This window comes from Actinophytocola algeriensis (assembly GCF_014203735.1).
GTDB lineage: Bacteria > Actinomycetota > Actinomycetes > Mycobacteriales > Pseudonocardiaceae > Actinophytocola > Actinophytocola algeriensis.
The window spans coordinates 153,758-164,976 of record NZ_JACHJQ010000004.1 but is presented as its reverse complement, the minus strand read 5'-3'; the positions used below and the strand labels follow the sequence as shown (position 1 = coordinate 164,976).

The window sequence follows — 11,219 nt, the reverse complement described above, 5'->3', positions numbered from 1 at the left end:
GCCCGTCGGCCCACGTTCGCGCGCCTACCGCCCGAACCGTCCCCCGCAGCTCGTCCGGCACCTGGGTGTCAGCCGGCCCGTGTGCGTTCCACCACACATGGACCAACCGGCCCACAGGTGTTCTTTGATGGGGCAATGGCTCTGCTTCTGCGTGATGTGACGATCGGGTTCACCGGGCGGCGCGCCGACGTGCGCGTGGCGGGGCGCAGTGTGGTGGCCGTCGAACCCGTCGGGTCGCCCGCCGACGGCGCCGACGTGATCGACGGCCAGGGCGGCACCCTGCTGCCCGGCCTGGTCGACGCGCACGCACACCTGTTGCAGTGGGCCAGCTCCCGGCAGCGGGTGTCGCTCGCCGGCGCCACCTCGGCAGCGCACGCGGCGGACCTGATCGCGACCGCGGGCGCGACCCCCGGCGAGTTGCTGCAGGGCGGCGGTTTCCACGCCGCGCTCTGGTCCGATCGTCCACACAAGACGCTGCTGGACCGCGTGCTCCCGGACCAGGCGGTCGCACTGTTCAGCAACGACCTCCACACGCTGTGGCTCAGCTCCGCCGCCATGCGCATGGTGAACGTCGACCACCCGACCGGTGTGTTCATCGAGGACGAGTGCATGGCGCTCACCGCCGCGCTGCCCGCGCCCTCGACGGACGTCACCGACCGCTGGGTGGTCGCCGCCACCGCGGCGGCCGCCGCACGTGGCGTCACCACCATCGCCGACTACGAGTACACCGACACCGTCGCCGACTGGCGGCGCCGGGACACCCCGGCGACGCGGATTCGTTGCGTCATCGCCAAGTTCCTGCTCGACGAGACCATCGAACGCGGCCTGAAGACCGGCGACCCGGTCGGTGACCTCCTCACCGTCGGCCCGTTGAAGATCTTCATGGACGGTTCGCTCAACACCCGCACCGCCTACTGCCACGACCACTACCCGGACGGCACGTACCACGGCGAACTGCTCGAGCCCCTCGACCAACTCCTTCCCGTTCTCCGCAAGGCCAACGACAACGGCATCGGCCTCGCCCTGCACGCGATCGGCGACCGCGCCAACACCCTCGCGCTCGACGCGTTCGACCGCATCGGCGTCGGTGGCCGCATCGAGCACGCCCAGCTCGTCGACCCGGCCGACGTGCCGAGGTTCGCCGCGCTCGGCGTGGTCGCCGGTGTCCAGCCGGGACACCAGCCCGACGATCGCGACGCCGCGGACCACCACTGGGCCGGCCGCACCGACCACGCCTATGCCTTCGGCTCCCTCCACCGCGCGGGTGCGACCCTCGAGTTCGGCTCCGACGCCCCGGTCTCGGCGCTCGACCCGTGGGACGCCATCGCCTCGGCCGTCACCCGCACCGACGACGACCGACCTGGCTGGCACCCCGAGCAGTGCCTGCCGCTGGACGTCGCGGTCGCGGCGAGCACCGGCGGCCGCGGCACCACGGTCACTACTGGTGCCCCGGCCGACCTGGTGCTCGTCGGCCGGGACCTCACCTCCCTACCCCCGAGCGAGCTCAGGGACCTCCCGATCCTGGCCACCGTCCTCGACGGCCGGCTCACGCACCGGACGTGACACCAGCACCAGCAGCCCGGCGGCGAGCAGAGCGACGACACCCGCCGTCGGTGGCAGCGCACGGATGCCGACCGTGTTGATCACCAAGCCGCCGAACACCCCGGACAACCCCACGCCGAGGTAGATCGCCGACGCGTTCAACGACAGCAGCAGCCCGCTGTTCGCCGGCGCGAGCCCGATGAGGAAGTTCTGCGCGGGCGGGTTGTACGCCCACGTGAACATGCCCCACACGAACATCACGACCGCGGCCGACGGCACGCTCGTCGCGGTGAACGGCAGCGTCCCCAACAGCACGATCGCCGCCCCGAGCGAGACGAACAGCGGCGCCATGCTGCCGAACCGGTCCGCTGCCCGCCCGCCGAGCGAGTTGCCGACACTCGCGCCGAGGCCGTACCCCAGCAGCAGGAAACTCACCTCGCTGCCGTGCGCACCCGCGGTCTCCGACAGGAACGGCGCCACGTAGGTGAACGCCGCCATCGCCGACAGCACACCGAGCACGGTCACCCCGAGCATCCGCCGCACCCGGTGGTCACGCGCCACCGCGAACCGCTCGCGCAGCCCGACTGCGGGTGGCGCCGCCACGGCAGGCACCCCGAACCAGACCACGACAGCCCCCACCACCGACACGGCGGCGACGAGCGCGAACACCCCGTGGTAGCCGAGCGGCCCGCTCAGCAGGTTGCCCGCGGGCACCCCGACGATCAGCGCGAACGTGAGCCCGCCGAACACCATCGCGACCGCACGGCCCCGCCGCTCCGGCGGGTTGAGCACCGTGGCGACCACGGTCGCCGCCGGCGTGTACACCGCCGCACCGAGTGCCGCGATGACGCGCGTGCCGAGCAGCAGCTCGTACGTCGGCGCGATCACCGCGAGCGCGTTGCCCACCGCGCTGACCACCAGCGCGATCACGAGCAGCCGCCGCCGCTCCCACCGGCCGGTGAACGCGGCCAGCAGCGGCGACGCTATGGCGTAGGCGATCGCGAACGCGGTGCCCAGCTGGCCCGCGGTCGCCACCGACACATCAAGTTCACGACTGACCTCCGGTAATACCCCCGAGACGATGTACCCGCTGGTGCCGACGGCGAAGGCGCCGAGTGCGAGCAGGTAGGTACGTGGCGACATGCTTCTCCCCGTGGTTCCCTTAGTTCGATGAACACCGTACTACGACGACTGTCGAACTACGATGGATCTCGTACTATGGGCGCCATGACGGAGACGCTCACGCACCCGCCGCGATCGGACATCCAGATCGAGTCGGTGCTGCACGCGCTCGCCGACCCGGTCCGGCTGCGGATCGTGCGCGAACTCGCGCGCATCGGCTGCGACGGCATCGCCTGCGGCGCGATCGACCTGCCGGTCACCAAGTCGACCCGCACCCACCACCTGCGGACCTTGCGCGAAGCCGGCGTGATCCAGGTGCGCCCGGTCGGCACCTCACGGATCACGACCCTGCGCCGCGACGACCTCGACGCGCTCTATCCCGGCCTGCTCGACGGCATTCTCGCCGCACCACACTGACCTCAGATCGCGACGAACCCGTCCGACCCCGTGGCGATGCCGGCCACCCACCCGGTCGCGGATAACTCGAACAGCTCCATCACCGGCTCGACTTCGCCGATGAAGTCCGCGCCGAAACCCCGGTTCTCATCGCGGTCGAACCACGCCCGGCCGGAGACCCCACCCGTCTCGTCGGCACTCGCGGTCGACGAGACCGCACCCAGCAGGCAGGCCAGCGCCATCACGGCGACCAGCACCCTCCCCCACATCCTCACCGAACTCCCCTTCGAACTCGTGTTCTAAACCGAGAGTATCACGCCGCTCACCGATGGTCAGCGACCCCGGGACAACCAGGCCACACCGTCCTTGAGCGCCGGCTGCCGATCGAGCCGCCGGAAGCCCGCCCGATCCGCAGTCCACGCTGGTCGTCCCGGCTTTACACCGAGAACGGCACTCCCGTGGCCAGCGCAGCGCCAATCCGGCGGACGACGTGCCAGCCAGCCAGGCGATGTCGACCCCGGTGACGCCCGGGACCCTGCTCAGGCCGTAGCCGCCGACGGCAAGCAGCACGACGGGCGCACCGAACAGGTCTCGCAGGTTCAACGGTTCGCCCTGCGCGCGCTGGTCGACCGCATCGGCGCGCGGATCCTCGCCCATGCCGAACTGGCCATCGCCGAGACGGACCGCGAGAAGCGCCGCGCGCTCACCACCGAACTACTCGGCGAACTCCTCACTCTCGACGAGACCAGGTACCCGGAAAGCGCGGTCTGGCTGGCCTTCGCGACGCAGGCCCGCACGTCACCGACGCTGCGCCCGCACGTCCGCGAGATGTACGACGGCACACGCACACTCGTCGGCAAGGTGCTCACGAGGTCCCGGGAACTGGGCGGCCTGGCCGAGCACGTGGACATCGCGGTCGAGACCGAACGCCTGACGGCCCTGATCGACGGCCTGATGACGAACGGCGTCATCCAGCCCGACCGGATGACACCCGATCTCATGCGCACCGTCCTGAATGCTCACCTGGACAGCATCGCCAAGATTTGACGTACTGGTGGCATGCTGCAGCGATGGCTCGTCGACCACGTGCGGACCATGGTCGCGGACACGCCCTACCGCCCGCCGACTCCCGGGGAACGGACCGAAGCGATCGCCGCCCTGCGTGCCGTGCTGGCAGGCGAGTCGAACGACCCGAGGGCAACCTCCGGAGTCGACGACGCCGGCGGCCCGTTCACCATGCTCGAGGCCACCGAACACGGCTGGGGCACCGTCATCCTGCGCCCGGTGTCCGATGTGGTGATCGAGGTACCGCACCCCGGCTCCGACCGCTTCACGGCCCGCCTCGGCCTTGAGCTGTTCCACACCATCCCGTCGGCAGCACTGCTGGTCGCCGGTGCACATCGCAGGGCGGGCGACAGCGCCGCCGACGTGGCACACCGGACCGACTCCCTGTTCCACGCGTACGCGCAAACGCTTGCGCTACCCGAGATCCAGCTCCACGGCTTCGCCGCGGACACCGCGCCGGACACCGACGCGGTCGTGTCGCCCGGTGCGGGTGAGCAGGGGGAACTACACCGCCGGGTCGAGAAGGCGCTGCGCCAACACGGTTTCCGGGTCGGTCATCACGAGCGGCTCGCGGGTCGCACGAACGTTCAGGGCATCGCCGCGGCGGCCGAACGCAGGCCGTTCCTACACCTGGAGCTCGCGCCGCTCCTCCGGATCCACCGCGACGTCGTCGTCGACGCGGTCGCCAAGGCGGTCGCGGACACGCGGGACCAGCAGGGTGACTAGCACCGCGAGCGCCGCCGCCCCCGCCGCGATCACGAACGCGACGCGGAACCCGGTCAGCGACGGCACGGTCAGCGGGCCGACGGTGACCGTCATCTGTGCCAGCAGGGTCGCGATGACCGCGCTCGACACGGACGTGCCGACCGAGCGGGCCAGCGAGTTCAGCCCGTTCGCCGACGCGGTCTCGTGCAGCGGTACCGAGCCCATGATCAGCCCGGGCATCGCGGCGTAGGCGATGCCGACGCCCGCACTCACGATGATGCCGGCGACCATGACCTCGAAAGCGTTGTGCAGCAACACGGTCGAGACCACGTACCCGACGGAGATGATCGACGCGCCGATCAGGAGCGACGTGCGCGGGCCGCGCTTGCGGGTGATGCGTGCCGACACCGGCGACAGGGCCATCATCATCAGCCCACCCGGCGCCATCCACAGGCCCGTGGCGAGCATCGACTGGCCGAGGCCGTAACCGGTGAGCGCGGGCGCCTGCAGGAGCTGCGGCAGCACCAGCGACATGCTGTACAGCGAGAACCCGACCAGCACCGACGCGAGGTTCGTGAACAGGACCGGCCGCCGCGCAGAGACGCGCAGGTCGACCAGCGGATAGCGGATGCGCAGCTGGTAGACGCCCCACAGGACGAGCACGACGACCGCCGCGGCGAACAGGCTCAGCGTGGTCGGCGACGCCCAGCCCCACGTGGCGCCCTTGGTGATCGCGAGCAGCAGGCAGACGAGCCCGGCCGCCAGGCCCAGCATGCCGAACACGTCGAACCGGCCGGGCGCGCGCACCGGCGAGTCCGGCACGACGGTCCACAGCAGGACCAGGCACACGGCGCCGAGTCCGGCCGAGAGCCAGAACAGCACGCGCCACGACGAGGACTCCGCGATGACCGCGGACAGCGGCAGGCCGATCGCACCGCCGACACCGAGCGTCGCGCTCATCATCGCGATGGCCGTCCCGACGCGGTCAGCGGGGAGAATGTCGCGCATGATGCTGATGCCCAGCGGGATGACACCCATGGCGCACCCCTGGAGCCCTCGGCCGACGACCATCGGCACGAGCGAGCTCGCGAGTGCGGAGACGACGGACCCGGTGACGAGGACCGCGACGCTCACGAGCAGCACGCGGCGCTTCCCGTAGAGGTCGCCGAGGCGCCCGCTGACCGGCGTGATCACCGCGGCCGCGAGCAGCGTGACGGTGATGACCCAGGACGCGTCCGCCGCGTCGGTGCCGAGGATCGCGGGCAGGCTCGGGATGAGCGGGATGACGAGGGTCTGCATGAACGACGCGACGAGACCGCAGCTCGCCAGCACGGAGACGACGATCCCAGGACGCACATGTGTACGGTACACATCCGACCATCGAGGACCAGCTGATGCGTGGTAGAGAACACCTGCTCGACGCGATCGAACGCGAGCTGACGCTGGTCAGCAGACACCAGCTCGCCACCACCGCCAAAGGCGTGCTCGAGCGGTCCGCCTACCTGATGCTGAGCCGCATCGACGTCACCGGTCCGATGACCGCCCGCGAACTGGCGACCGCGCTGCAACTCGAGATCTCCACCGTGACCCGTCAGGTGGGCGCGATGCTCCGCGAGCGGCTCGTGGACCGCATCCCCGACCCCGGCGGCGGTGCGGCACGTCGCCTCCGCATCACCCCGACCGGCGCCGCCCGGCTGGCCGCCGACCGCAAGCGCTACCGCTCCGGGCTGGGCAAGGTGATCGACGGCTGGCCGGACACGGAATGCGCCGACCTGTACCGCCTGCTGCGCGCGCTGAACGAACGCATCGAAAAGCTGCAGGGCACCCCGTGGCCCCGTGAGGACTAAGGCTGCGACAGCGTGACCGCGTTGGCGAGCGCTCGCGCTTCCTCGTGTGTGGGGGCCAACTGGTTGAGGGCCGCCACCAGCTTCTTCTCCTCGTAGACGAGGTGGGTTTCCAGTAGCGCGGCCAGTGTGTCCAGTTCGCGTTCTGCCGTGACGACATCCATCGTGGGCACGTCTTTCAGCCGATCGAGCACCTCGGCGACCTGGCGATGATCATGTTTCAGCTCGGTCAGCACCGCCCGCAGTTCCGGGAAATGCTGTGCCAGCACCGGAAACCCCTCGTCGTCCTCCGCCGAGTGGTGGGCCGTGAGGACCGCGCAGAACGTCAGGCAATGAGTCGCCAGGTCGACTCCCGTGTACGTCCCGTCACGGAGTCGAGCCAGCAGTTCCCTCAAACGTATGTGCGATTCGATCAGCTGGTTACCGAAGGCTGTCAGGCGGTCGTTCATCGGCATCATCAGATCACAAAACCGGCGGACGCTGTCGGACCGCTCGTGTTTACTCGGCGCCATGTTCCTCAGCGTCACGACCACACACACCCCGGCGACGGACCTCGGGTACCTGCTGCACAAGCACCCGGACCGCACACAGCGGTTCGACGTGTCCACCGGCACCGCCCACGTCTTCTACCCGGAAGTGACGCCGGAGCGCACCACCGCATCGCTGTTACTGGAGATCGACCCGATCGGCCTCGTCCGCAAGGGCGGCGACACCCTCGGCCAGTACGTCAACGACCGGCCGTACGCGGCGTCGTCCTTACTGGCGGTCGCCATGGGCAAGGTGTTCGGCACCGCGATGCGCGGCCGCTGCGACGCGCGTCCCGAGCTCGCCGAAACCGCGATCCCGTTGGAGATCCGCCTTCCGGCTTGCCCAGGCGCGCTCGCGGAGCGGCTGTTCACACCGCTCGGCTGGACCGTGGCCGCCACCCGTGTGCCGCTCGACCCCGCGTTCCCCGACTGGGGCGACAGCCCGTACGCGGACCTGCGGCTGACGGGCACGCTACGTCTCGCCGATGCGCTGACACAGCTGTACGTGCTGTTGCCGGTGCTCGACGACGCCAAGCACTACTGGGTCGCGGCGGACGAGGTCGACAAGTTGCTGCGGGTGGGCAAGAACTGGCTCGCGACACATCCCGACCGCGAGCTGATCACGGCCCGCTACCTCGCACACAAGCGTCGGTTCACCGTCGAGGCGCTCGAGCGGCTGACCGAGCTGGACGACCGGCCTGCCGAGGACGCCGACGAGCCGGAGCAGCCGGAGCGGGAGCCGTCGCTGGCGCAGCTGCGGCGCGAGGCCATCGTGGGTGAGCTGCGTTCCCTTGGCGTGCGGCGCATCGTCGACATGGGCTGCGGCGAGGGCAGGCTGCTTCGTGAGCTGGTGACGGAGCCGACGTTCACCGAGATCCTCGGCGTCGAGGTCGCCGCGCGGGCGCTGCGCACGGCGGCCCGCCGGGTCGACCGGTTCGCGGAGCGGCAGCGCGAGCGCGTCACATTGCACCAGGGTTCGGTCACCTACGCCGATCCGCGTGTCGCGGGGTTCGACGCGATGGTGCTGTCCGAGGTGGTCGAGCACGTCGACCCGCCACGGCTGCCCGCGCTGGCGGCGACCGTGTTCGGGGCCGCCAAGCCCCGGCACGTGCTCGTGACGACTCCCAACGCCGAGTACAACGTGCGGTGGGAGACGTTGCCCGCAGGGAACTTCCGGCATCCGGACCACCGTTTCGAATGGACACGTGCCGAGATGGCCGGGTGGGCGGACGACGTGTGCGCCGCGCACGGCTACGAGGTCCGGCACGTACCGGTCGGCGCGGTCGACCCGGAGGTCGGCGCACCGACGCAGCTCGCGGTGTTCACGAGGAGGTCGGCATGACACGCACCATCGCCGTGCCCGACCTGAGCCTCGTGGCGCTCGTCGGTGTCACCGGCTCCGGCAAGTCGACCTTCGCGCGGGAGCACTTCGCGGGGACGCAGGTGCTGTCGTCCGACGCGTTCCGCGCGCTGGTCGCCGACGACGAGAACGACCAGTCGGCGACGCACGACGCGTTCGACGCACTGCATTACGTGGCGGGCAAGCGATTGCGGGCAGGCAGGCTCACGGTCGTCGACGCGACCCACGTGCAGCGCGACGACCGCGCGAAGCTCGTCGCTCTCGCCCGTGAGCACGACGTGCTGCCGGTCGCGATCGTGTTCGACATGCCGCTGGCGGTGCTGCGGGAGCGCAACAAGGGTCACCGCGACCTGGCGGACCACGTGATCCGCCGCCAGCACGACGCGCTGCGCCGGTCGGTGCGGCATCTCGCGAAGGAGGGGTTCCGCAAGGTCCACGTGCTGTCCCCGGACGACAGCGTGTCGATCGAGTACGAGAAGGCGTACAACGACAAGCGGGAGCTGACCGGGCCGTTCGACATCATCGGTGACGTGCACGGCTGCCACGCCGAGCTCGTGACGTTGTTGACCCGCCTGGGATACGTGGTCAGCGCGGACGGTGCGTTCCACCCGGAGGGCCGCACCGCCGTGTTCGTGGGCGACCTCGTCGACCGCGGCCCGGACACGCCGGGAGTGCTGCGGCTCGTCATGGGCATGGTGGCGGCCGGCACCGCGCTGTGCGTGTCCGGCAACCACGAGAGCAAGCTCGTGCGCGCCCTGGACGGGCGGGATGTCCGTGTCTCCCACGGGCTCGCGGAGTCGCTCGCGCAGCTCTCCGCTGAGCCGGAGGAGTTCCGCAAGCGCGCACGCGAGTTCATGTACGGGCTCGTCAGCCACTACCGGCTGGACGACGGCCGGCTGGTGGTCGCGCACGCCGGGCTCAAGGAGGAGTACCAGGGCCGGTCCTCCGGGCGGGTGCGGTCGTTCTGCCTGTACGGCGAGACGACGGGCGAGACCGACGAGTACGGGCTGCCGGTGCGGTACCCGTGGGCGAACGACTACCGGGGTGCGGCGACGGTCGTGTACGGGCACACGCCGGTACCCAAGGCGGAGTGGGTCAACAACACCATCTGCCTCGACACCGGCTGTGTGTTCGGCGGTGCGCTGACCGCGTTGCGGTGGCCGTCGAAGGAGCTGGTGTCGGTGTCCGCCGAGCGGGTGCACTACGAGCCCGCCAAGCCGCTCAACGCGCCGACGCGTGCGCCGGACCTGCTGCGGATCGACGACGTGCTCGGCACCCGGCACGTCGACGCGCGGCTGATGGGCAGGCTCAAGGTGCGCGAGGAGAACGCGGCGGGCGCGCTCGAGGTGATGAGCCGGTTCGCGATCGCGCCGCAGTGGCTGCCGTACCTGCCGCCGACGATGGCACCATGCGCGACGTCCACTGTGGACGGCGTGCTGGAGCACCCGCTCGAGGCGTTCGACGCGTACCGGGCCGACGGAGTGCCGGAGGTCGTGTGCGAGGAGAAGCACATGGGTTCGCGGGCGGTCGTGGTGCTGTGCCGGGACGCCTCGGTGGGTGAGCGGCGGTTCGGGGCGCCCGACGGTGCGGCCGGTGCGGTCTACACGCGGACGGGCCGGTCGTTCTTCCCGGATCCGACGGCGTTCCTGGACGGGTTACGCGGGGCCGCGACCGCGGCCGACCTGTGGACCACGTTGGACAGCGACTGGGTGATCCTCGACGCGGAGCTGCTGCCGTGGTCGGCGAAGGCCGGCCAGTTGCTGCGGCGGCAGTACGCACCCGTCGGCGCGGCGGCGACGGCGGCGTTACCCGCGGTGGTGACGGCGCTGGAGCAGGCGGCGGCGCGGGGTGCGGACGTGGCGGGGCTGCTGGCCCGGCAGCAGGCACGGCTGTCGAACGCGCGTAATTATGTCGAGGCCTACGGCCGGTACTGCTGGCCGGTCGACGGGCTAGACGGGGTGTCGCTGGCGCCGTTCACCGTGCTGGCCGCGGAGGGGCACGTGCACGCGACGAAGCCGAGGGCGTGGCACATCGACGTGCTCGACGATCTGGTGGCGGCCGACCCCGGACTGTTACGCCCGACGCGGCGACTGTTCGTGGATCTGGCGGACGAGGCGTCGATCACGGCCGGTGTCGACTGGTGGACGTCACTGACCGGTGCGGGCGGCGAGGGCATGGTGGTGAAGCCCGCCGACCCGTCTGCGGCGGGAAAGCTGGTGCAGCCTGGTGTGAAGTGCCGGGGAAGGGAGTACTTACGGATCATCTACGGCCCGGACTACACGGAGCCGGAGCACCTGCGGCGGTTGCGGCAGCGGAGCCTGGGCCGCAAGCGGTCGCTGGCGTTGCGGGAGTACGCGCTGGGAATCGAGTCGTTGACGAGGTTGGTGGAGGAGGAGCCGTTGTGGCGAGTGCATGAGCCGGTGTTCGCGGTGCTGGCGCTGGAGTCGGAGCCGGTGGACCCACGACTGTGACCGGGCGACGACATGACCGAGCGACAACGTGTCCGGGGCATGGCGTCACCGGGCGCGGCCGGTGACCGGGCGTGGCTGTACCTAGGTGCATCCGGCCATCAGGTTCGCTGCTGAAGACCTGCCGGTAGGCCCACTCGGTTCGCAGGGTGCGGTTACGGCGTTCGACCTTGCCGTTTCGAGGGCGGCC

At 70.6% G+C, this 11,219-nt stretch carries 11 protein-coding genes; 7 read left to right on the top strand and 4 right to left on the bottom strand.

The features are described 5' to 3' along the window. Positions 1-135 precede the first annotated feature (135 nt). Positions 136-1,563 (top strand): amidohydrolase, encoded by a 1,428-nt coding sequence (locus FHR82_RS18635; RefSeq protein WP_184811741.1) that lies wholly within the window; start codon positions 136-138, stop codon positions 1,561-1,563. Here FHR82_RS18635 and FHR82_RS18630 read toward each other — a convergent pair. Beyond that, the gene (locus tag FHR82_RS18630) at positions 1,489-2,685 is read right to left on the bottom strand and encodes an MFS transporter (RefSeq protein WP_184811740.1); all 1,197 of its coding nucleotides are present in this window, start codon (positions 2,683-2,685) and stop codon (positions 1,489-1,491) included. The genes FHR82_RS18635 and FHR82_RS18630 overlap by 75 nt on opposite strands. A 75-nt stretch (positions 2,686-2,760) precedes the next feature. Between FHR82_RS18630 and FHR82_RS18625 the strand changes: the two genes are divergently transcribed. Then, the gene (locus tag FHR82_RS18625; protein WP_225945126.1) at positions 2,761-3,081 is read left to right on the top strand and encodes an ArsR/SmtB family transcription factor; all 321 of its coding nucleotides are present in this window, start codon (positions 2,761-2,763) and stop codon (positions 3,079-3,081) included. Positions 3,082-3,083: 2 nt separating this feature from the next. Here the strand turns inward: FHR82_RS18625 and FHR82_RS18620 are convergent, their stop codons facing one another. Next, positions 3,084-3,335: a hypothetical protein gene (locus FHR82_RS18620; protein ID WP_184811738.1), complete on the bottom strand. Its 252-nt coding sequence runs from the start codon at positions 3,333-3,335 to the stop codon at positions 3,084-3,086. A gap of 91 nt (positions 3,336-3,426) precedes the next feature. Here FHR82_RS18620 and FHR82_RS18615 point away from each other — a divergent pair, with 91 nt between their 5' ends. Beyond that, positions 3,427-4,107, top strand: a complete 681-nt coding sequence (locus tag FHR82_RS18615; protein WP_184811737.1) for a TetR family transcriptional regulator C-terminal domain-containing protein — start codon at positions 3,427-3,429, stop codon at positions 4,105-4,107. A 12-nt stretch (positions 4,108-4,119) separates the two neighbouring features. After that, positions 4,120-4,851 (top strand): hypothetical protein, encoded by a 732-nt coding sequence (locus FHR82_RS18610; protein ID WP_184811736.1) that lies wholly within the window; start codon positions 4,120-4,122, stop codon positions 4,849-4,851. Here the strand turns inward: FHR82_RS18610 and FHR82_RS18605 are convergent. Further along, a complete protein-coding gene (locus FHR82_RS18605; RefSeq protein WP_311771157.1) occupies positions 4,750-6,186 on the bottom strand; it encodes an MFS transporter in 1,437 nt (478 codons plus the stop codon). The two genes, FHR82_RS18610 and FHR82_RS18605, sit on opposite strands and share 102 nt — an antisense overlap. A gap of 38 nt (positions 6,187-6,224) precedes the next feature. Between FHR82_RS18605 and FHR82_RS18600 the strand changes: the two genes are divergently transcribed. Further along, positions 6,225-6,677, top strand: a complete 453-nt coding sequence (locus FHR82_RS18600; RefSeq protein ID WP_184811735.1) for a MarR family winged helix-turn-helix transcriptional regulator — start codon at positions 6,225-6,227, stop codon at positions 6,675-6,677. On the opposite strand, the gene FHR82_RS18595 is transcribed toward FHR82_RS18600, so the two are convergent. After that, a complete protein-coding gene (locus tag FHR82_RS18595; protein ID WP_184811734.1) occupies positions 6,674-7,123 on the bottom strand; it encodes a hemerythrin domain-containing protein in 450 nt (149 codons plus the stop codon). The genes FHR82_RS18600 and FHR82_RS18595 overlap by 4 nt on opposite strands. A 61-nt stretch (positions 7,124-7,184) precedes the next feature. On the opposite strand from FHR82_RS18595, the gene FHR82_RS18590 reads away from it, so the two are divergent. Together FHR82_RS18590 and FHR82_RS18585 are read left to right on the top strand one after the other, a co-directional pair. After that, positions 7,185-8,543 (top strand): 3' terminal RNA ribose 2'-O-methyltransferase Hen1, encoded by a 1,359-nt coding sequence (locus FHR82_RS18590; RefSeq protein WP_184811733.1) that lies wholly within the window; start codon positions 7,185-7,187, stop codon positions 8,541-8,543. Next, positions 8,540-11,032, top strand: a complete 2,493-nt coding sequence (locus FHR82_RS18585) for a polynucleotide kinase-phosphatase (RefSeq protein ID WP_184811732.1) — start codon at positions 8,540-8,542, stop codon at positions 11,030-11,032. The genes FHR82_RS18590 and FHR82_RS18585 overlap by 4 nt, the downstream gene beginning before the upstream one ends. The last annotated feature ends 187 nt before the right edge of the window (positions 11,033-11,219 follow it).